The 22,336-nt window shown below is 59.4% G+C and carries 19 protein-coding genes; 16 read left to right on the plus strand and 3 right to left on the minus strand.

What is annotated here, in order from left to right:
- Positions 1–31 precede the first annotated feature (31 nt).
- The 12 genes from OSJ75_RS10990 (at position 32) to OSJ75_RS11045 (ending at position 13,181) form a co-directional block, all read left to right on the plus strand.
- Positions 32–382 carry a DMT family protein gene (locus OSJ75_RS10990; protein WP_250018801.1) on the plus strand — a complete coding sequence of 117 codons (351 nt, stop codon included), beginning with the start codon at positions 32–34 and terminating at the stop codon, positions 380–382.
- A gap of 152 nt (positions 383–534) precedes the next feature.
- Complete coding sequence (locus tag OSJ75_RS10995; protein ID WP_250018802.1) at positions 535–807, plus strand: hypothetical protein; 273 nt, start codon at positions 535–537, stop codon at positions 805–807.
- Positions 808–1,411: 604 nt separating this feature from the next.
- On the plus strand, positions 1,412–2,197 hold the full coding sequence (locus OSJ75_RS11000) for a helix-turn-helix transcriptional regulator (RefSeq protein ID WP_267228067.1): 786 nt from the start codon (positions 1,412–1,414) through the stop codon (positions 2,195–2,197).
- Positions 2,198–3,430 (plus strand): polysaccharide biosynthesis/export family protein, encoded by a 1,233-nt coding sequence (locus OSJ75_RS11005; RefSeq protein ID WP_267228068.1) that lies wholly within the window; start codon positions 2,198–2,200, stop codon positions 3,428–3,430.
- Complete coding sequence (locus OSJ75_RS11010) at positions 3,427–4,338, plus strand: FkbM family methyltransferase (RefSeq protein WP_267228069.1); 912 nt, start codon at positions 3,427–3,429, stop codon at positions 4,336–4,338. Before OSJ75_RS11005 ends, OSJ75_RS11010 begins: the two co-directional genes overlap by 4 nt.
- Before the next feature lie 27 nt (positions 4,339–4,365).
- Entirely contained in the window at positions 4,366–5,694 is a 1,329-nt protein-coding gene (locus OSJ75_RS11015) for a glycosyltransferase family 4 protein (RefSeq protein ID WP_267228070.1), read from the plus strand.
- A 32-nt stretch (positions 5,695–5,726) separates the two neighbouring features.
- Positions 5,727–6,872, plus strand: coding sequence for a hypothetical protein (locus OSJ75_RS11020; RefSeq protein WP_267228071.1), 1,146 nt, complete (start codon positions 5,727–5,729; stop codon positions 6,870–6,872).
- Between the two features lie 147 nt (positions 6,873–7,019).
- Positions 7,020–7,721 carry an outer membrane protein gene (locus OSJ75_RS11025; protein WP_250018808.1) on the plus strand — a complete coding sequence of 234 codons (702 nt, stop codon included), beginning with the start codon at positions 7,020–7,022 and terminating at the stop codon, positions 7,719–7,721.
- 52 nt (positions 7,722–7,773) lie between these two features.
- The gene (locus OSJ75_RS11030) at positions 7,774–8,955 is read left to right on the plus strand and encodes a Hint domain-containing protein (RefSeq protein WP_267228072.1); all 1,182 of its coding nucleotides are present in this window, start codon (positions 7,774–7,776) and stop codon (positions 8,953–8,955) included.
- Positions 8,956–9,140: 185 nt separating this feature from the next.
- Entirely contained in the window at positions 9,141–11,369 is a 2,229-nt protein-coding gene (locus tag OSJ75_RS11035; RefSeq protein WP_267228073.1) for a glycosyltransferase family 4 protein, read from the plus strand.
- Positions 11,347–12,342 (plus strand): hypothetical protein, encoded by a 996-nt coding sequence (locus tag OSJ75_RS11040; protein ID WP_267228074.1) that lies wholly within the window; start codon positions 11,347–11,349, stop codon positions 12,340–12,342. The genes OSJ75_RS11035 and OSJ75_RS11040 overlap by 23 nt, the downstream gene beginning before the upstream one ends.
- Positions 12,342–13,181 carry a tetratricopeptide repeat protein gene (locus OSJ75_RS11045; protein WP_267228075.1) on the plus strand — a complete coding sequence of 280 codons (840 nt, stop codon included), beginning with the start codon at positions 12,342–12,344 and terminating at the stop codon, positions 13,179–13,181. The genes OSJ75_RS11040 and OSJ75_RS11045 overlap by 1 nt, the downstream gene beginning before the upstream one ends.
- Positions 13,182–13,215: 34 nt before the next feature.
- Here OSJ75_RS11045 and OSJ75_RS11050 read toward each other — a convergent pair whose 3' ends face one another.
- On the minus strand, positions 13,216–14,280 hold the full coding sequence (locus OSJ75_RS11050) for a capsule biosynthesis protein (protein WP_267228076.1): 1,065 nt from the start codon (positions 14,278–14,280) through the stop codon (positions 13,216–13,218).
- A 188-nt stretch (positions 14,281–14,468) separates the two neighbouring features.
- On the opposite strand from OSJ75_RS11050, the gene OSJ75_RS11055 reads away from it, so the two are divergent.
- Positions 14,469–15,275, plus strand: coding sequence for an ABC transporter permease (locus OSJ75_RS11055; RefSeq protein ID WP_250018814.1), 807 nt, complete (start codon positions 14,469–14,471; stop codon positions 15,273–15,275).
- A gap of 25 nt (positions 15,276–15,300) precedes the next feature.
- Here OSJ75_RS11055 and OSJ75_RS11060 read toward each other — a convergent pair whose 3' ends face one another.
- Positions 15,301–16,032 (minus strand): ABC transporter ATP-binding protein, encoded by a 732-nt coding sequence (locus OSJ75_RS11060; protein ID WP_267228077.1) that lies wholly within the window; start codon positions 16,030–16,032, stop codon positions 15,301–15,303.
- A complete protein-coding gene (locus tag OSJ75_RS11065; protein WP_267228078.1) occupies positions 16,029–17,231 on the minus strand; it encodes a capsule biosynthesis protein in 1,203 nt (400 codons plus the stop codon). The genes OSJ75_RS11060 and OSJ75_RS11065 overlap by 4 nt, the downstream gene beginning before the upstream one ends.
- Positions 17,232–17,640: 409 nt before the next feature.
- Here OSJ75_RS11065 and OSJ75_RS11070 point away from each other — a divergent pair, with 409 nt between their 5' ends.
- The 3 genes from OSJ75_RS11070 to OSJ75_RS11080 all read left to right on the plus strand — a co-directional run bounded on the left by OSJ75_RS11070 (position 17,641) and on the right by OSJ75_RS11080 (position 22,336).
- Positions 17,641–18,951: a capsular biosynthesis protein gene (locus tag OSJ75_RS11070; protein ID WP_267228079.1), complete on the plus strand. Its 1,311-nt coding sequence runs from the start codon at positions 17,641–17,643 to the stop codon at positions 18,949–18,951.
- A gap of 74 nt (positions 18,952–19,025) precedes the next feature.
- Entirely contained in the window at positions 19,026–21,068 is a 2,043-nt protein-coding gene (locus tag OSJ75_RS11075; protein WP_267228080.1) for a capsular polysaccharide biosynthesis protein, read from the plus strand.
- A complete protein-coding gene (locus OSJ75_RS11080; protein ID WP_267228081.1) occupies positions 21,065–22,336 on the plus strand; it encodes a glycosyltransferase family 4 protein in 1,272 nt (423 codons plus the stop codon). Before OSJ75_RS11075 ends, OSJ75_RS11080 begins: the two co-directional genes overlap by 4 nt.

Below are 22,336 nucleotides of genomic sequence, written 5' to 3' on the forward strand. Positions count from 1 at the left end.
CTATGGCTCCTCCAATAGCTAAAGGCGCATCATGCCGCTTCTCGATTATCTCCGCCCGATTTTCCTGCTGCTCGCCTCCAATGTCTTTATGACTTTTGCCTGGTATGGCCATCTGAAATTCACCAACAAGCCGTTGATTCTGGTAATCGTCGTGAGCTGGCTTATCGCTTTCGCCGAATATTGCCTCGCGGTTCCTGCCAATCGCTATGGCCATGCCATTTATTCGGCCGCACAATTGAAGACGATGCAGGAAGTGATCACGCTTGTCGTGTTCGCCATCTTCTCTATCACCTTCCTCGGAGAGAAGATCACGATCAATCACCTCGTGGGCTTTTCGATGATCTGCGCCGGCGCCTTCTTCGTATTCAAGGGGCCGCTGTGAGCTGCCCGGGACGGCCGTGCTGAAGGTGCGTTCCTGACCGAAGCTTCAGCAGGATGGTGAAGGTCTTGCAATCTTTGCGCGAATCCCGCTGTGTTACGCGCAAATGCGATTCTTCAGGGGCGCTGCTCCTTTCAGACGACAGAGATGAAGTTATGACGGGATATGAAAAGTTGGTCGAAGCTGTTGCGCAGGCAATCCATGCCTCCCGCAGCCATGGTTCGCAGGAGTGGGACAGCGTCCCCGATTTCATCCGTCAGACATATCGCGACTATGCCACGGCTGGCCTCTCTGTCGTCTATGACGTCCTGAGCAACCCGTCGAGCGAGATGATCGACGCCGCCAACCGAGCCCGACCGGCCGTAACGTCCCGCACGATTCAGGCTGCGATCGAAGCTTCTCCGCTCAATCCCAACCATAAGGCCTGACCAGATTCGGCACGGGCACTGCCCCTCCAAGTCTAGCCGCCGGGTGGGGTGCGTACCGGCGCGCTCTTTACATACAATTTTAATTATATTTTCCACGTCGCTAATACACATTGCGACAAATAAGTATAATAAGCGCCAAAAAGTAATCCCTTGTAAAACATCGATTTAAAAAGTCGCAAATATGCGACATCGATCGAAAAAATCTGTTGCCTTATTATTAGCTATGAAGCAGTGTTGGGGTGAAGGGGTCTAAATCCACAGCCATTACATGATAAATATACAATAGTTCTTTCTGCTTCGACACATACTCTCACGGTTGCCGGCGTTTCTATCGGTTACTATCATTGCTCGTTAGTTATAATATGTAGAACTGTGTACGGGTGCGGCAATTGGAGGAAGTATGTACGATAATTCTCTAGGTAAGTCTGACTATAAGTCTTTGACTATATCAGATGATACTGGGCCCGGCGCCAATGGCAGTGAAGAAAAATGGCGTTGGTCGTCTTTCAGTGACGAAAAAGGGAACATCGGCTTCAATCGCAACGTCTATCCGCTGCAGGAAACCTCCATCGTATACGGCGACACAAATGGTCGCCTGGAAATCTTGTCCAAGGGCGCATCATCAACGCTGACCTTCATTTTCGTCGTCAAGGGCACGCTGGACGTGATGGATACGAAACGCCGGCGTCTTCAGACCCTGAGCGCCGGCAATGCGACCAGTCTCATCGACAGACCGGATATCAAGGTCAAGATTTATCCGGGTTCGTCCTGGGTCGCCTACCGGGTTCCCATCACCAAGCTGAGGGAATATTTCGAGCGCCTGATGCAACGGCCCTATTTTCAGGAGCAGGTTTTTGCACCGTTGCATGATTTCCGCTCCGGCGGGGCCTCGGCTCTCTATCAGACGGTTTGCTACGTCACTGAAGACCTTGCTACGGCAACAAACTCCACCAAGGGCGTACTGACCTCCGTCTACGAGCGCCTGCTCCTCGCCAAGCTGTTCATGACCAAGCCCGACAATGTCAACACACTCAACAATACGGCCGGACGGCGCATCGCGCCCCGCTATCTGCAGCGTGCCGAGGCCTTCATGCGGGAACACATCCATGATCCCGTGACACTGGACGAGATTGCGGAAGCCGCTGGCTGCAGCCCGCGGGCGCTTCAACGAATGTTCAAGGAATATCGCGATACGAGCCCCATGCACGTCCTGTGCGAATACCGATTGTCTGCGGCGCATGAAGCAATACTGAGCGGCAGCGCCCGCAACGTCACCGACCTTGCGATCCATCTGCAATTCTCGAATCCGGGCCGGTTTTCGTCGCTGTACCGCAATGCTTATGGAATGAGCCCTTCAGCCATGATGCGGTTTCACGAGAAGAACACCTGAATGATCTCGATGCCATTTCCGGGTCTCGCTTCCTTGCGGGCGGCCCGCCTGATCCCAAGGCCAGCAGGTATCGCATGCTGCGCCCTCGCCGCCGCCCTCCTTCTCAATGGTTGCGCGATACCGCGTGCGGGACCGACCGCGCAGAATATTGTCGAGCAGCGCAAATCCGAAACACAGCTGAATTACGCGCTTGTCGACGTAGGCAAGAACGTCATGGCCTTTGCCGCGACACGGCCGAGGGAAAGCCTCGTGCGGCAGTTCGGTGCCGGTCCGCGCTCCAGTGACCTGCGCATTGCGGTCGGTGACGTGGTGACCGTCAATGTCTGGGAAGCGCCTCCGGGAACGCTGTTCGGCACCAATATGAGCGTTGCCGGCTTCCAGCAATCGACAGGCAGCACCGTCGCCATTCCTCCGCAGACCGTTACGGGAAACGGCACGATCGGCGTGCCCTATGCGGGGCGCATCAAGGTTCTCGGCAATACGCCGTCGCAGGTGGAACAGCAGATCGTCAAAAGCCTGGAAGGCAAGGCCGTGCAGCCGCAGGCGCTCGTCACCATCCAGAGGAGCACCGCAAACTCGGTCACGGTGACCGGCGAGGTCGCGGCGGGCGCCCGTATTTCGCTGACCGGCGCGGGAGAACGCGTTCTCGACGCCATCGCTTCGGCGGGCGGCATCCGGGCGCCGGCAAGCGACAGCATCGTTGGTCTTACGCGCAACGGCGTCGCCGGCAGGATACCTTTCGACCTGATGCTGGAACATCCGGAGGAGAATATACGCATCCGCCCCGGCGATCTGATCACGGTCGTGCGCGAGCCCCGCACTTTCCTCGTCTTCGGTGCGGCTGGACGCAACGCCGAGCTTCCTTTCGATGCTTCCCGCATCACCATGGCCGATGCGCTCGGCAAGGCCGCCGGCCTCAACGATCAGCGCGCCGACGTCACCGGCGTATTCCTGATGCGGCACGAGCTTGCTTCCGTCGCACGGCGCTTCGTCCCGCAGGACAACCCGCTCCTGGCGAGCGGCGAACTCATACCCGTCATCTATCGCTTCAACATGCGGGATGCGAATACCTGGCTCGCCATGCAGCGGTTCGAAATCCAGCCGCGGGATGTCATCTACATAGCCAATGCGTCGGGTGCCGACATTCAGAAAGTCATGGCGATCTTCCAGGGCGTCAGCGCCCCCGCCATGAGTGCGACTTCGATCGGCATAAGCGCCGGGGCCCTGCAATGAAGCACCTGCTTGCCATCAGCCGCGATCGCGATGGCATGACGCGATCGGCCATGCCGTCGCTATTGCATCTCCATGAGATCGCAATGATGAAGCGCTCGGAGCTCGAATCGGTTGTTCAGGCTTTAACGACGAGCGCCTATCTCGGGAACTCGACGGCCGTCGTTCGCATCCTCGGACGCTACAAGCTTTACGTCGATACGCGCGACAGGGGGTTCGGCTCCCATCTGCTCCTGGATGGCTTCTGGGAGATCTGGCTGACGCAGTTCTGCGCCAGGAACGTCAAGCCGGGCATGACTGCGATCGATATCGGCGCGAATTTCGGCTATTATTCGGTACTGCTTGGCGAACTTGTCGGGCAAACCGGCAAGCTCCTGGCCGTTGAACCCAATCCGCACGCGGCGGATTTTCTGGGGCGCAGTCTCGATCTGAACGGCCTTCTTTCGAGAAGCAGGATCGAAAGGGCCGTGCTGGGCAGCGGCGGCACCGACACCGCCAAGCTCTTCGTGAGGGATCACGAGCCGAAAAACGCGACCGTCGTCGCCAGCAGCTTCAACGCCGCTCACCACAATGGCTACCTCGTGACCGTCCCAGCGAAGACGGTCGACCAGCTTTGCGAAAATTATGAGCGCGTGGATTTCATCAAGATCGATGCCGAGGGCGCCGAGGAAGACATTCTGTTCGGCATGAAGAAAACGATCGAACGGCACCGCCCGATGATCGTTCTCGAATTCAACGCTGCCCGTTACGCCAATAGCCGCTCGTTCGTTGAAAGTCTGGTCAAGATATATGGCAATTTGCGCCACCTCGACTTCCAGGGCGTTGCCCATCCGGTCACGGCGGATGCCCTGCTTTCGGAAAATGTCGGCCAGGACTGGCTGCTCGTCTTCACAGATGGTGATCCCGCATGATCGTTCTGGCCCCTGAAAGGACCAATCGTGGCAAGAACAGTCATTTATGATGGATTGAACCTGTCGCTGCAGAAGGGCACGGGTGTCGCCACCTATACGCGAGGCCTCATCCAGACCGTACGGGAACTCGGCTACCAGACCGGCATTGTTCACAGCGTGCCTACCAGGGTGCCGCGGAATGCCATCCTGCGCGAGGTCGTTCTGTTCGACGATACGAGCAACCGCAAGCTGGGCCATACCGCCAAGGGCAAGCGCTGGTTGAGCCGACGGATCGGAGCACCCCTCGGCGTGAAGCCATCACGCGTCGAGCTGACAGGCGCCGTCATCCTGAAGTCATTGCAGGGAAACGTCCTCGATTCGGAATTTCTCTATGCCAGCAAGGACGTCTTCGCCCTGGCAAGGCACCATTTCAAGAACTTCGGCAAGAGCCTTCCCCTCGCCCTTCCGGAGAAGCTGGACATGTTCCACAGCACCTACCCCTTGCCGATACGGGCAAGAAAGGCGCTGAACATCACCACGATCCATGATCTCGTTCCGTTGCGCCTGCCCTATCTGACCGAGGACAACAAGCGGTATCATTATCGCCTGCTTCGGCATCTCGTGCAGACTTCGGATCACATCGTTACCGTGTCCGAGACATCCAGGCAGGACATCATCCGGTTTCTCGGCGTCGACGAGAACCGCGTGACCAACACCTATCAGGCGGTTCAAGTACCGGACGAATTGCGCCAGAAGCCCGAGGCCTTGGCGGCAGACGAGATCGCCGGCATCTTCAACCTCGACTGGAAGAAATATTTCCTGTTTTTTGGTGCATTCGAGCCGAAAAAGAACCTGTCGCGACTGGTCGAGGCCTATCTGTCGGCCAAGGTGGACTATCCGTTGATCATCGTCGGCGCCCCGGGCTGGAAGGGCGACCAGACACAACTCTTGATCGAGGACGAGCGCTTCCGGTTCTTCCTGCAGCAGGACAACCGCATTGTTCCCGGCCGCCGGATTCACCGTTTCGACTTCGTGTCCTATGGCCTGCTTGTCAGCCTGATAAGGGGCGCACGATCCGTGCTTTTCCCCTCGCTCTACGAAGGTTTCGGCCTGCCGGTGCTCGAATCGATGCAGCTCGGCACTCCGGTCCTCACCTCGACCGAAGGTTCCGTGCCGGAGATCGCCGGCGATGCGGCCGTGCTGATCGACCCCTACAACACGGATACGCTGCGCAATGCGGTGCGCGGTCTTGCGAATGACCAGGATCTTTGTGATCATCTCGCAGCGCTTGGACCAAAGCGGGCGGCGAAGTTCTCCCCTGCCCGTTATCAGGCCGCCGTCAGTTCGCTTTATGACAGGCTTCTGGACGGAAAGTAGTTGGCACAACGGTTGAAAAAGGAGCGATGCCGTTGACGCTTCTCGTAACATTCGGCCTGCCGGGCATGATGTTCACCTGGGGCAGAACCGCGCTCGGTGCCCTGGCCGCCGAACTACCCGGCACCTGCGGCATGGTCGAAGTGCAGACGCTCGAACAATTGCGCGAAGCCTGGGCGAGCCGCAAGACCGACAATCTCATCGTAGTCTCCAGCTATCCGGATGCGGAATTATGCGCCTTCCTGATGAAGTCGCGCATGCCATATCTGGCCTTCGTGGAGAACCCGCTGGATTCGCTCGCATGGATGATCCGAACGACCAATAGCGACGCCGTGCCTTTGCTCCGCGCGCTTTCGGCCAGTATCAGTTGCGTTTCGCAGCTGCAAACCTATGCGCGCCTGATACCGGTGAACCGAAACACCGTCGGCAAGGTGCAGGTCGACAGGATCCTGAATGTCTTCGTGCGTGCCCTGAAGCTCGATCTGGCGCCGGAAGCTGTCGCGCGGTGCACTGTCAAGCTCGGTGGAGCGGCCGATGGGACGCAGATACCCACCCTTGAAGAAGCCGCCGCCGCGAGTTACGGCGCAGCCTATGGGCCGCCGGGCCAATTGAGCTCCATCCCCGCCGATTTGATCGATATCGCCAAGGATGTCCTCGAACCATTCAAGGAGACGGTATTTCGCCCGCCTTCATCCGCAATCCGCTGGCCGCTGCGGGCTTTCTTGTCGGCCGACCGGCTGGGCGAGCCGGTCGGAGGCGAAATCGACCTCGTCGGGAGAGCGCGGTGCGTCATTTACGGGCCATATCTGCATCTGCCGCCCGGGCAATGGATCGCACGCTTTTCGATGCGCATCGAGGAGAACCTCTACGGCCAGATATTCATGATCGAGATCCACAACAGCCAATTGCTGGGACGGATGCGCGTGAAGCCCGAAAGCACGGGAAGTTTCGTCGCCGAGCTCGATTTCACGGCGGAAGTGCCGATGGAGGCCATCGAGATCCGGCTTTTTACGGAAAGCGGTGCGATCGAAGGCGCGATAGCCGATTGGTCGGTCGAAATGCTGTTCCGGTCCCATCTCGAACAGGGCGAAAAACCGGAAATGGTTGTCGCGGACGAGGAAAATCCGGGACGTGTTGCCACCGAACCCCAGGCACCCACCATGTCTGCCGCGGACCATTAGAATAAACACTGACCACGCAATACAAATAGCGACATTTAACTACTTTTCACGAATATCTTTAGCATTATTGCGCTAACAATACTGTATTCATTGGATTTATTCTATGTCACTATCCGCATCGAGTAGCTCATTTGAAGGTGAAAATCCATGCGGAATATCAGTGCAATCGGTTTATTCTTTTCGGCCCTGGCATTGTCCGGCAGTGCCCTGGCTGCTGACGCAGTAATCGAAACCGCGCCCGAGGCCGTATTGGCTGACCCCGGATTCTCGTGGACCGGTTTCTACGCCGGTGTGAATGCCGGTTATGGATTCGGGGGCGACGATGAAGTCGGCGTTCGTTCCGGCGGCGTTTACCTCGGCAATATCGGAACGATCGAGCAGAGCGGTTTCATCGGTGGTGGCCAGATCGGCTACAACTACCAAATCAACAATTGGGTTATCGGTCTTGAGGCCGATTTCCAGGGCGCAGGCCTCGAAGATTCGACTGCAGGAAGCGTGGATGGCATTGGTGTCGAGGCTGAATCAAGCATCGACTGGTTTGGCACGCTGCGCCCACGCGTCGGTTATGCCTGGGACCGCACGCTGATCTACGGAACCGGTGGTCTGGCCTATGGCCGCGTGAACTACAAGGCTGCGGTTGAGGGCGACACGTTCCTTGACCAGGACAAGACGAGAGCAGGCTGGGTCGCCGGCGCAGGTATCGAACATGCCTTCACGGACCACCTTACTGCAAAGCTCGAATATCAATACGTGAACTTCGGCAAGTATACTGTGAGTGAAGATGGCTTCTCCACAGAGGCAACCCCGGATTTTCATAGCGTGCGCGTCGGGCTGAACTACAAGTTCTAATCCGCGAAAAGAAATCAATGCGAATTTACTCTTAACAGGAGGCGCAATTCCTATGGCTCTCATAGATCTAGACTTGATCAGCAATTCTACCCAGACAATCGACTCGAGCAACGGCGCTGATGGAGATACACTCCAACTGAGCCTGGTTTCCAACGGCACGCTCATCATCGACGGGGTCGACCTCACTCTGACGAATTTGGTCGGCGGCGGCGTAATCACCAGCACGACGATCGTGCTGCAGAACGGTGCCGACCTGGTCGTCGATACTGCACTCGCCGGTGTGTCGGCTGGATCGACCTTCAACTACCAGATCGGCGCCGGCACGAGCCTGACAATCAACGCCGCCGCGATCAGCGCCTCGTTGCTGGACGGCACCACGGTTGATTTCAGCAATGCCGCCGGTCAGGGCCATTTCACCTATGATTCCGGTCTGATAAATCTCAATATCAGCAGTCCGCCAGACATTATCGGCGTCAACAATGGCGATCGCATCACCGTTGTGGACTCGGCGAGCGTGCAGCAGGTTGGCAACACGGTCACGTTCTACGGACCGCTCGGCGGCCTGCAGCCTATCGCCTCCTACGATATCCCCGCTGGCGCCACCTATTCCTACTCCAATGCCACAGACACACTGACCTTCCTTACGCCTTGCTTCGTTCGCGGCACCCTCATCGCCACGCCGGAAGGCCCGGTTGCGGTCGAGCGCCTCAAGGCCGGCGATTTGATCTCCAGCCTCAATCACGGCGCCGTCGCGATCAAATGGGTTGGCAACAGGACGATCGACCCTAAGACGCTGGACAAGCCACGCAACGACCTGCCGATCCGCATCAAGGCCGGTGCGATCGCCGAGAACATGCCGGAGCGTGACCTCGCGGTTTCGCCAGACCATTGCATGTTCATTGCCGATGCCCTGGTCCCGGCAAAGCTGCTGGTCAATGGAACCACCATCACCCAGCCGGTGACACTCAGCCCCGTCGATTATTTCCACATCGAACTGGAAGAGCACGACGTCATCTGGGCGAATGGCGCTCTGGCCGAGACCTATCTCGACCTCGGCAACCGCGCCGCCTTCCTGGAACCGGGCGTATTGCAGTTCACCTCGCCAAAGGCGCGCCAGGCGAAGTCCTGCTATCCGCTCGCCTATTCGGGACCAGCGGTCGATGCGGCCCGCGACATCATCGCTGAGCGGGAAACGGCACTCGGCTACACGTCGGACGAAGCAAAGGCTTCGTGACGAGCGACATGCTCCGGCTCGCCCCAGCGGCGGGCCGGTTGTCTTTTGCAGTGTGTACATAAAGCGCCGCCACAGGCGCTTTCGGAGATCAATGCATGCGTAGTGGGCAGACCGTTTCGCCATATGCTATCGATTTCGATGAGAAATTTACGAGGGGGATTCGCGAAACATTCTCGGGAAAGAGGGTGTTTTTCGACGGTGTGTTCAAGGGCGACTATAGTCTTGCCATCGTCAATCGCTTACTCGCCCGTGCATTGGTAAAGGCCGGTATCGACCTCCATTGCTTCACGCCGGAAGCGGACTGGCAGACCGATGCCAGAATCAATGCCTTCCCGGACCTGAAGCCGCATTTCCTTCCCGCCTACCCGACCGTCGGCTACGACGTACATCTCAGAAACACCTGGCCCCCTGCCACCCATGACATGATCGGTCAGTTCAACGCCTATGTGAACTTCGCCTGGGAAGAGCTGGACGTTCCGCAATATATGATCGAAAGATTCAATCGCGACCTCGATCTTGTCATGGCAACCGCCAATTTCGTTCGCCAGGCATTCGTGCAATCCGGCCTTACCATACCGGTAGAAGTCGTCGGCAATGGCACCGATCATGTAGGCGCTGCATCCGGGCTCAACACGCCCTCGCCCCTTCCGGCTTCCGACCGCGCGCGCATCTTGCACGTCTCGTCATGCTTTCCCCGCAAGGGTGTCGATGTGCTCGTCCGCGCATTCGCGCAGGCATTCAGCAAGGACGACAATGTGGAACTCGTCATCAAGACGTTTCCAAACCCCGATAATATACTGTCGGATGTCATGCGGGATCTCGGCGACAAGCGCGACGAAACCGCACCGATCATCATTCTCGACGAATCCTACGATTCCGAACAGCTCCTCGCGCTCTACCGCACGGCGTCGCTCGTGGTCGCTCCCAGCCGGGGCGAAGGGTTCGGCCTGCCGCTGGCGGAAGCCATGCAGCTGGGCATTCCCGTTGTTACGACCGACTATAGCGGCCAGACCGATTTCTGCACGGCCGAAACGGCGTGGCTGGTTGATTACCAGATGGCGCCGTCTCAAACCCATGTTTCCGGGTCCCTCAGCCTCTGGGCCGAACCTTCAATGGATCAACTCGCTTCGCAGATGCGCGCCGTGATCGAAAAGCCCGAAGAGGCGAAGCGGCGAAGCGCCAATGCGCAGGCCTTGCTCAGTGAGCATCTTGGCTGGGACGATGTTGCCCGCCGTGTGCTTGCCGCGATCGCAAAATCACAGAAGCCGCCAGCCGCCGTCAGGCGTCCGTGGAGCTTCGATCTCATTTCGTCGTGGCATCAGCAGTGCGGCATTGCCACCTATACGGAGAATTTGCTCGCCACCGAGCCGTTCTCCGAGCGCCTGTCGCACATCTACGCACGGCGGACCTTGAATGACGATCTGCCGGAAAGCGCGAGACCGCGGCTGCCGGACACGGCGGAAATCATGACGCGCAGCTGGGGATACGATCTTTCCTCGCTCATGAAGCTCTTCACCGAAATCGAGCAGGCGCGCGGCGATGTCCTATGGTTGCAGCATCATCCGGGGCATTTTTCGACGCCCGACATGGAACTGCTTGCCGCTCATCTGGCGAAGACGCGCCACAAGCTGCGCGTGGTCACGATGCACAGCGTCAAGGAAGTCCTTCGCCACGGGCATCTTGAATGGACCAAGGCCTTCGATGTCGTTTTCGTTCATTCCGCCGAGGATGCCGGACTTCTTGCCAAGGCCGGGCACGGCAATCCCGTCGTGATACCGCATGGCATCATGCCGAGTGCTTCGGACATGGCGCCGCCCGATGCCGATCACTTTACCGTCGGTGCCTTCGGATTCCTGACACCGCACAAGAATATCGACGTCCTGGTGCGCGCCTTCGCCCGAGCCCGTATCTTCGAGCCGCGGCTGCGCCTCAAGCTCCTCAACTGCGCTCTGCCGAACGACGAATCCCGCGCTGCGCAAGTGGTGGTGGAGAACCTGATCGCCCATTTCGGCCTTGGCGATGTCGCTTCGACGCGCTTCGATTTCGTCGACAATGACGAACTCCTGCAGGAGCTTGCGCAAACCGATCTGCTGGCCTTCCTCTACGGCCCCTCCAACGAGACAGCCACGGGCGCCGCCCGGGTGGCGATGAGTGCCGACCGGCCGCTGCTCTGCTCACGATCGACCGTGTTGCGGGACATGTGGCCGATCAGCCATGTGCTGCGCTCGGTCGATGTCGATTGCGTCGCCGAGGCATTGATTAGCCTCGCCCAGAATCCGGTTCTTCTCGGAATGCGCGATCCGGACAGGCGCCAGGCTGTGCAATGGAATTCCTATCCTCGTGTCGCGGCAAGGCACGCGGTCATCATCGAACAAATGCTGGACAAGAAAAATGACCATCGCCGAGCTGCATAAGATCCCGCTTCAGGCCGTGCCGAAGGACGTGTTTTCGCTGTCGGCCGAGGCATTCGTCGATGCCTGGGCTGTTGCGTTCAATCTGACCGAGGACGATCTCGGCAGCGAGGAGAGGCACAATCTGGTGCGTGCTATCAAGAATGGCACGAACAGGCTCAAGGTGATCGACGCTCTCGATGCCGCCTCCAAGCACGCCGACGGGCGCAAAGCGGACTTCGAGGCCAACGCGGTCAGACGCGAGCCCGACCAATTTGCATTGCTGGAAAGCTTTCGCCGGTTTGCGCCCGATGACGATGTCGCGTTCATCCGCTATGTCTTCAGCCGGATCTGCGGCCGCGACCCGAGCGACAAGGAACGCCTGACATTCGAGTTCGACCTGCGGCGCGGCATTGTCGGGCGCGACGACGTCATCCGCAAAATCGTGACCATCGCGCGCCGCGACGGCGTATTGGCACTTTGGGATACGCTGGACGAGCCTGATACCGCCCCGGCAGTGTCCCGTCCGGATGCAAGTTCGGCAAGAATCCTGCCGGCCGGCCTTTCCTACGATCTTGAAGGACGCCAGACCCTGGTCTTCGTACGGGAGATGCCCGGCTCCGGCTGGATGATCGGGCCGGAACTCATGCGGCAACCGGTCAACGTCGTCGATGGTGGCTGGAGCGTCAGCCCCGGATGGCTGCTGGCTGGCCCGAAGAGGAGCCTTGATGCGGGCGCCTGGAATATCCAGATCGATCTTGTCCAGGACGCGAAGGCCAAGCTCGCAATTCAACTCGTCGCCAATTCCGGCCTGGACATCCTGCAGGATCTCATCGTTTCGGGTCCGTTTGCCGGCAACCTCTGCGTCGATATCCGCCCTGAGCATCGCTTTATCGAATTGCGCTTGAGGGTGGTCGAAGGGCCTGCCGAAACCGGCTGGCTGCGGCTGCGAAACATATCGATGGTCCGGGCGTCGGCCGACAGGGGCGACCGCTGATGCAGTTGCCCTTCTCCGTTCGTCCCAAGGCTCTCGCCAGGAAACTTGCAACCGCGGCTGAGGGAAGCGGGTCCTCGCGCAGCTTCTCCGTACAGGCCGATGCGGCGCGCGACCGGGGCGATTGGAAAGAGGCTGCCACGCTGTATGCACAAGCGGTTGCTGCCGATCCGGTCAGGACCGGGCTGCTGGTCCAGCTGGGGCATGCCGAGAAGGAGCTCGGCAATTTCGACAAGGCGGAGACGGCCTATCGCAAGTTCCACGGCATGCATCCCGATAATGCCGATATCTACCTGCAGCTCGGCCATTTGTTCAACCGCATGGGTGAGTTGGACAAGGCATCGCAATGGTACGAGAAGGGTCTGGCCATCGCACCGAACGACCCCGAACTCTCGCGCCACGCCGGCATGTTGCGCGGGCGTTCGCGCAAGCCCGGTGCCGAGCAGAAGCGACGGCTGGCAATGCAGCATGTCGAAGAGCGGGAGTGGGCTGACGCGCGCAAGCTGCTGCATGAACTGGTCGTAACCGAAGGCGAGCGCGATCTCATATCGGTTTACGCCAATGTCACGAAGGAAGATGGCGATTTCGATCAGGCCCGCCTGCTTTACGACGACTACCGCGCCTATGCCGACGACTGCGATCCCGACAGTGTCGAGGATGTCGAGCTGCAGCTGGGACATCTCCATAAGCTGGCCGGGGACTATGGCAAGGCTCTGACACATTATATCCAATCGCGTCAGGCCCGCGCCGCCCGGCTTGGCTATATCGACCAGAGTGCGCAGATCGACCGTGAAATCCAGGCCTGCATGAGCGAGGTCTATACCTGTTTCGAGCCGATCTGAACGAGCGTCTCGGCCATCCGGCACCGCGTCTCGCCTAACTTTCGTGATCGCGGATCGCCGTAGCCAGCAGCCAGACCAGAAGATAACCCACCGCAGCCACGATGAAGACGACGAACGTGTTCTTCAGGCCCTGGGGCAGTTCCGCCTTGTCAGGCAGGTGCGACGGCACGACAACCTCCAGATAGAGCTGCTGCCGCCTTGCATCCGCGCGCGCCGTCTTCAGCGAATCGAGCGCGGCCAGGAGCGCCTTGCTCGAAAACTCCCGCTGCAATATCAGCGCTTCGTAATCCGCTATGCGCGGTGCAATTGAATCGTCCGATCCGGCAACTTTTCCCCGTTCCGCCGTCAACTGCTTCTCGAGCGCGTCGATCCGGCTCATCATGAAGGGAATAGAGCTCGAATCCGGAGCCGTTGTTCGCGTTTCGGCGAGGCTCGCTCGCGACACCGCCAACTCCGCGCTGATACGGCTCATCAGTTCCACCATCGATACCGAATTCAGGCCCGGATCGATCATCAGCTCCTTGTTGCGAAACAGGGTGATGTTGCGCTGCGCCTCTATCATCCGCTTCTCGGCCGCCTCGACCTCGATGGTCGCAAAGCGAACGGCATCGCCCCGGGCGCGCTCGTTCATCTTCACCAACCTGTCGCTGCCCAGCTCCAGCAATTTCCTGTTGAGCGCGAACGCATCTTCCGGGCGAAAGGCCGACGTGCGCAATATCGTTATGCCGGTCGTATCATTGTGAACGACCTGAACGCGCCTGGAATAATACTGGTACAGTTCCTCGAACAGGCCCGACTGCCACGGGGCGGGAAACCGCGCAATGATGTCCGCCTGATCCGGGCCGTAGAAGCTCCTTAGCGGCAGCTGGCTCTCGGTCTGGCCAAGGGCATCGCGCGAGCGCATGTATTCCTGTACCGAAAACGTATCGTCCTGCGAACGCGTAATGCCGCTATTCTGCAGAACCGATCCCAAGGTCGTCGAAGAGGGTGGCGCGGCAGTGCGCACCACGAATGCGGATTCAGACACATAGATCGGGCTTGCAATAAGCGCATAATAGAACGCGACGACTAATGTCGGCAGAACAACGAACAAAAACAAAAGAATATGACTCCTCTTGCTCTTGCTTACCTTCCTTCCAAATATTTTCTGGGAGGTATCAGTGAATGTCAAAGCTGTCATTGATATATATCCGACATTATACTTACCACTTCGATATCTTTATTTATTTTTTGGTTGAAATTACTGCCGCCTTGATCTAACTTTTCCGGGTAAGATGGAGAGTCTCGTTGAGCATCAATCCTGTAACACCCGCAAGCGGATCCTTCCTGGCCGGCATAAGAGTGCAGCTGCGCGTGATCGGAGCATTGGTCATGCGCGAGATGATCACCCGCTATGGTCGGGAGAATGTCGGATTCCTGTGGCTGATACTGGAGCCGATGATCCTCACGGTCGGCGTGATGGCGATGTGGACTGTGCTCCACCACGAATCGCATGGCCTCGGGATCATCGCCTTCGTGCTGAGCGGATACATGCCCCTCACTCTTTGGCGCCACATGTCCTCGCAGCTGGTCTCGTGCCTGCGCCAGAACCTTCCGCTCATGTATCACCGGCAGATTCGCCTTGCCGACGCTCTCTTGGCGCGCGCACTCCTCGAAGTTGGCGGCACGACTCTCGCCCTCGTCGTCGTCTATACGGCAACGCGGCTTGCCGGCTTCATGGAGCCCTATAGCGACCTCGGGCTGATCATGGCGGGGTGGTTCTTCATGGCATGGTTCTCCTTCGGCGTCGGGCTCATCCTCGCCGCCCTCGCGGAAATCTTCGAGTTCGTCGAGAAGCTCATCTCGCCGTTCCAGTACCTTACCCTGCCGATATCCGGCATGTTCTTCATGGTGGCCTGGCTGCCATCCGAGGTGCAGAAGCTGGCGCTCTACGTCCCGCTCGTCCATTGCTTCGAACTGTTCCGGTCGGGCACGTTCGGCGACACGATTACCGCGCACTACAGCGTCCCTTACCTGCTGGCATGCTGCCTCATCACCAATGCGGTCGGCTTCTTCCTCATCGAGCAGGTGCGCGATCATGTGAAGTTCGAATGATTGATGATCCTGCCGCATCCCGCCCTCACAATGATGCGTAGATGTCGAAGGCGAACTTGACGTCGTCAAATACACGGCCACGACCGTTCTTGAGCACAAGGGCGGACGAGCAATGTTCGGCGATCGTATCCAGGCTGTGACCGACGATGATCATGGCCCGGTCGCGCCGCTTGACGAACAATTCCTCGAACGACCGACGCTGAAACCGCTGGTCGCCCACCGCAACGACTTCATCGATGAGATAGCAGTCGAAATCGATCGCCAGCGAAAGCCCGAAGGCCAGCCGCGCACGCATGCCGGAGGAATAGGTCCTGATCGGCATCTTGAGATATTTGCCGAGATCGCTGAACGTCTCGACGGATTCGCGGATCTCCTCCAATGGCTTGTCATAGACGCGCGAAAGAAACCGCATGCAGTCGATGCCGGTCATGGACCCGCCAAAGCCGCCGCTCAATGCGATCGGCCAGGAAAGCGACATCGTCCTGGTGATGGTGCCAGACGTCGGCGGTTCCATGCCTGCTATCAGGCGCACCAATGTGGATTTGCCGGCGCCATTATGGCCGAGGACCGCAATCTTCTCGCCGGCGCGGACGGTGAAATTGATGTCGTCGAGCACCCGGCGACTACCGCCATTGACCGGATATTCCTTCACGATGTTGCGTGCCGACACCATGCCTGTGCCGGCTGGCGCCGTTCCGCCTGAAATCAGCGGCAAGCCGTTGGTGTTCTTGAACGAGATCGTGCCATTGTCCATCATGTCACGGAATGCTCGTAGATCTGGTTGCGGAAGAACCGGGCGATCCAGAACGCTGCCAGGCTGAGGCAAAGGATCAGCAGAATAGAGCGGATACGCTTCGGATAGAGCGCATAATCCGGCAGATTGGGATTGACGACGCGTTCGAGGTAGAGCTGCTGGCGCTGCGCTTCAAGCCGGGCGTTTTCCAGCGACGTCGCTGCCGACTCCAGCATGCGCGTCGCCAGCTCCCTCTGCATCAATATCTGCTCATATTGGGCGATGAGCGGCGCCATGGAGGCATCCCCGCCTACGATATTTGCCCGCTCCTGGATGATCTGCCTTTCCTTTGCCTCGATATTGCTGCGCAGCGATTGAACCTGCGGGCTCTGTGGCGCCTGCTCGCTGACCGCTGCGAGTTGCGCCTTGCTCTGCGCCACTTCGTCGGAGAGCTTGGCGATCATTTCGAACATGGCGGCCGACTGTTTGCCCGGATCGACCATGGAGACCCTGTTGCGGAACGCGGTAAGCGATTCCTGCACACCGGCCAGCCGCTGCTCGCTATCCTTCACCTCGATCTCGGCAAAGCGCACGGCGTCGCGTCTAGCGCGGTCGTTGAGCCGGTTGATCAACATTTCCGCGCGCTCCAGCAAAGCCAGCGCAAGCTGCTGCGCGTCCTCGGGGCGAAACGCCCGGACCTCGAGGGTGGTTATGCCGCCGCTGCTATCCGTCTCCACATCGATGAATTGCAGATAATGTTCGTAGAGCGCCTCTTCCGTTGGCGATTGCCACGGCGCCGGAAACCGGGCGAAGACATCTCCCTCGGGCCGCGAAAATATCTGCCGCAGTTGATTGTTATCGGATAGTTCGCGGACAGCCGCCCTTGATTCAATGAACTCCATCACGACATAGCTGTCGTCCTGCGCCCGCACGAAACCCGTACTCTGCAGGAAGCCGCTCAACAATCCGGCAGCATTCCTGTGCGGACTGCGGACGACGAAGCGCGTCTCCGATACATATTGATCAGCGGCCACGAAACCATAATAGAGACAGGCAAGCGCAGCAGGCATGATGACGATCGCGATAAGCAGCAAGTTGCGCCGGAGCAGGTCAATCGCTCGATCTAGAAATGAAGAACGCTGCGGCAGAACTGCGGTCGATCGATTGATGTCGACCAGTGCGACATAATCAATGAATTCATCATTATTACTGACACGCGTCATCGTCGATTACATTGCCTTCAGCAAATTGCGCCATGCCAGAGCTGGCCCAGCCACCCACGTTACAGTGAAAAAGTAACTGCCTCAATTATATTTTTGTATTTCTGCTGATTTATGAGTCCCATTGGAAATAGATATTAACAATAATTCAGACTTAAATCGTCAAATTTATCAATCTGTCGTTTTTTTACTTGTTATGGCGTAATGAGTATGGCGACGCCCCATACCCGCTGGAATAAATACACCGATGTATATTCCGACCCTGGGCTTTTCGGTCGGATGTGGCGTTGTGAAGGGGCTTTGACATCCTGTGGGGGAGACAACCAAGCGAAAGGCGGCAGGGAAATCCGGAACAATCGTTTCGTTTCCTGAACGCACCCCCAGCATTGATCCGAGCGCGCGCCAGAAACCATTGATCCTGCTCTTGCAGGGGCCGGTCGGACCATTCTTCAGGATCCTCGCCAACCAGCTCGAATCTGCGGGTTACGATACACTCAAGGTGAATTTCAATGGTGGCGACCGGCTGTTCTTCGGCGGTCGCCACAGCCTCAACTTTTCCGGCAGCGTCGATGCCTGGACTGACTGGCTGAGAACATTCATTCGTGGCCGCAAGCCCGAAGCGATCATCCTGTTCGGGGATGGAAGGCCCTATCATCGGCAAGCCATGGCCGTGGCTGCGCAGGCGGAAATTCCCGTTGCCTGTCTGGAAGAGGGCTATGTCCGGCCGCATTTCGTCACGCTCGAATGGGGCGGCAACAACGCGCTTTCGCCGCTTCGCCGCGCACCCGCCGCCAGGCCGGCGGATCCGGATGCCGAGCCTGTCGAGCCGGTGAAGGGCAACCTCTTCCGGGCGATGGCATTCTTTGCGATCCGGTATTATCTGGCAAAAGCCCTCGGAGCCGTATTCTTCCGTGGCAGTACCTACCATCGCCACCGGGGAATTCTGTCGGAGGCCATCCTCTGGACGCGCAACTTCTATCGCAAGTTGCGGTATTACCCGGCAAACAACCAGATCATGCTCGACCTGATCGAGAACCGCGAGAACCAGTATTTCGTCGTGGCTCTCCAGGTGCATGACGATCAGCAATTGCTGCGTCACGGTCGTGGCTGGACCATGGAGCGTCTCATCACCGAGAGCATCCGCTCGTTCCGCCGCTTTGCTGCACCCGATCATCATCTGGTAATCAAGATCCACCCCATGGACCGGGGCCACAAGAGCTATCGGTCCTTCGCTACGGAACTCGCGCGCGTCGCTGGCTGCCGTGACAGGGTGCACATCGTCGATGATGGTTCGATCGGCCTGCTCATACGCCATTCACTCGGGCTGGTGACGGTGAACAGCACCTCAGGCTTGCTGGCGCTCAATCATGGAAAGCCGCTGCTGGCGCTCGGCGACGCACTCTACAACGCTCCCGGTCTTGCCGGTCACTACGACAGGCCGGGCGCGCCGCCGATCACACTCGATGCGTTCTGGCAGAAGCCAATTGCGCCCGACCAGGAGGTTGTCCGGGCCTTCAATGAGAGGATGCGCCGCGAGAGCCTCGTCAATGGCAGCTTCTATGTCGGTTCGGTCATCGAAGCGACTGCGCGGCGAACGATCCGCAAGTTCCAGGAACAATTGAAGATCGTGCCGGTGGATTTCCCGGTGCGTGCCCCGGAGAACGCTCCCGGCATCGGCAAGCCTGAAACGATGGCGGCATCCCTCCCCGAGACGGCGACCTGAGCATGGATATGCGTCCGCCACTGCCGTTTGTTCAGCCACATGATGCCCGCGCCGGAACAGTGGAAGCCGCCTCCATGGCAAGACCCGAATGGCTGCCGCAGCGCGGAGCATCCTTGCGCGCCTTTCTGCCAACGCGGCTGCGCTTTCCGCTGATCGAAGCCGCACTTGACGCAAGGCTGGGTGCCGCGGAGAACGTATTTGGCGGCGGCGACGGTTATGTCGGCTGGAGCGACAAGGCTCTTGCGCGCGCCGCACGGAAGCTCGCAGGCACCCGCCGGCTGCCCTTCTGGACCCTGGAAGACGGTTTCCTGCGCTCCGTCGGCCTCGGCAAGACCGGAGCACCCCCTGTCTCCATCATTGCCGACGATCTCGGCATCTATTTCGACGCAGGCGCACCGTCGCGCCTTGAGGAACTGATCAACGAAAGCACATCCTGGAACGATGTTTCGCGGGCCTGCGACTTCAGGCACCATGTCGTTGAACAGCGGCTGACCAAATACAATCATCTGCCGGACAGAGCGCCTGCATTCTCATCCTCCGCATCTCGCCGCCGCATCTTGCTCGTAGACCAGGTACGCGGCGACTCGTCTGTCGCCGGCTCCGGAGCAACGGAAGAGACCTTCCGGTTGATGTATGACGCGGCAGCGTCCGTACCCCATGCGACCGTCATCATCAGGACGCATCCGGATGTAAGCGCCGGCCTTGCCGCAGGCTACCTCCGCAATCTGCCATACCGGCCAAATGCCATTGTCTGCGACGAGACTATTTCTCCCCATGCCTTGCTCGATGTGGTGGACGAGGTATGGACCGTCTCGAGTCAGCTTGGATATGACGCATTGCTCCGCGGCATGCCTGTAACGACCTTTGGCGTGCCGTTCTATGCCGGATGGGGCCTCACGATCGATCGCGCCGCCAATGCCTGTGCCCGCCGCGCTTTTGCCCGGCGGACCGGCAGCCCATCGATCGACCAGTTTGCCGCTGCGACGCTTCTCCACTATCCGCGCTATGTCGATCCCGTCAAAGTAGCGCCGACGACGCCCGAACAGGCGACCGAGCGCTTGATCGCCTGGCGGCGGCGCGCGTTGGGCCTGCGCGGAACCTATCTTTGCCTCGGCATAGCCAGGCACAAGCGGCACACCGTGCGGCGGTTTCTCGAAAGCCCCCTGTCCAATGTGCGCTTTGCTCGCAGCAAATCCGGCAATGCCGCCGTGAGACAGGCGGACTATCTCGTTCGTTGGGGCAATGACGACCCGCGGGCGGAAGGAACCCTCGCTCCCGCGCCGCTGCTGCGGCTTGAGGATGGCTTCGTCCGCTCGTCCGGGCTCGGCTCGAGGCTTGTCCCGGCCTCGTCTCTCTGCATCGACCGCGACGCCGTCTATTTCGATGCCACGCGTCAGAGCGGGCTTGAGAAATTACTGCTTGAAACCGATTTCCAGCCTGCCCTGCTCGCCCGGGCCGGGCGGTTGCAGCAACGTATCCTTCAACTCGGCATCACCAAGTACAATCTACCGGCAGGGCCTGACATCGATTATCGCCGTCTGGCTGCCGGGCGGCGCATCATCCTCGTGGCGGGCCAGGTTCCCGGCGATGCATCGCTCCGCTACGGTCTGACCAATGCCATCGGCAATGGCGACCTGTTGCAGAACGTGCGGGCGCAGCGGCCGGATGACTTCATCATATTCAAGGAGCATCCCGATATCGTCGCCGGAAGGCGCGGCCCGCCCACGCCGCCTGCTGTGCTGGCGCGGCTGGCCGATCTCACCGTCAATGATGTCCGCATCGAGCACTTGCTGCATGTTTGCGACGAGGTTCACGTCGCCACCTCGCAGATCGGCTTCGAGGCGCTTCTGCGCCAGCGGCCGGTCTGGTGCCATGGCCTGCCCTTCTATTCCGGCTGGGGCCTGACCGTCGATCATGTAACGCCGCTGCGGCCCCGGCGAGAGCTTTCGCTCGAAGCGCTGATAGCCGGCGCCCTGATCATCTATCCGCACTACATCTCGGCTCGCACGAACCTGCCTTGCGAGGTCGAAGACGTCATCGATGAAATTTCCAGCGGCGGCGGGCCGCGCCGGTCCCTGCCAAGGGTGCTGGCAAACAGAATGGGGTGGTCGCGATGAATGCAATTGCAATGGATATTTCCCGCCTCATCGGACGTTCGCATTTCTCGACGCCGACCGGCATCGACCGATTCGAGCTTCAGTATGCGAACTGGGCGCAGAAACGAAGCTCGCACTTTCTGGAGATCGGGCGCAATCGCCCGATCGAGATTGCGCGAACGCGCGCAACCGAGCTGATCTCGGCATTGGCACATCGCTGGAGTGCCGCGGGTTTGAACCCGCTCCAGACGGAGGAGCTGCAGCGGATATTCGCCGCGATCGATGGCGAGGCGCCGTGGCCAAGAGTCAAATCCGCCTCCATTTCGCCAGCCGGCCGCACGTTCCATTCCTGGAGCAGGAGAGCGGGCAAGGCTCTACGCACAATTCTCCCCGCCAATCAGTTTGCCGCTGGGGCCTCGCTTCTCCATGTGTCGCATACCAACCTTCACCGGCCTGCGGCCTTCAACTGGATGGAGCGGCAGAAGCGCAATGGCGTATTCTACGTGCATGATCTCATACCCTTGACCCATCCGGAGTTCGTGCGCCCCAACGAACCGATGCGGCATCTGCAGAGGATGGAAACGATCCTGCGCCATGCCGGGCTCGTCCTGTGCAATTCGCAGGCCACGGCGCGCTCCTTCCGGGCTTTCGCCGAGGAGCGGGGCAAGCCGACGCCTCCGATCGAGGTGCTTGCGCCGGGTGTCGAAGCCAGCTTTCGCCGACCGAACGCCGCGGTACACGCTACCAGACGGCCCTATTTTCTGGTTGTCGGCACGATAGAGCCGCGCAAGAACCATATATTGCTGCTCCAGACCTGGCGCGCCATGGTGGATGCCCATGGCGACGACGTGCCCCGGCTGGTCATTGCGGGCAAGCGCGGCTGGGAGAACGCACAGGTATTCGCCACGCTCGATCGTTGCCCCCAATTGCGCAATGCCGTCATCGAGGCGCCGAACCTCGGCGATACGGCCCTCGCCGAATTGATGGCCGGAGCCGCGGCCCTGCTCTCTCCTACCTTCGTCGAAGGCTATGGAATGCCGGTTGCCGAAGCCCGCGCGATGGGGACAACGATCATAGCCTCCGATATCGCCTCGCATCGGGAGGTCGCGGGCGACAACGCGCTTTATCTCGATCCGCTCGACGGCAGGGGCTGGCGCGAGGCTATCGAGGCTCATGCCCGGTATGAGCGGCGGCAGAGGCCACACATCGTGCAGCACTGGGACGGCCATTTCGGTACGCTCGACGGCTTGCTCAACGAACAACGCGACAGACTTCCACTCGGCGGGTAA

It is taken from the genome of Phyllobacterium sp. 0TCS1.6A, assembly GCF_026420825.1.
In the GTDB taxonomy this organism is placed as follows: Bacteria; Pseudomonadota; Alphaproteobacteria; order Rhizobiales; family Rhizobiaceae; genus Phyllobacterium.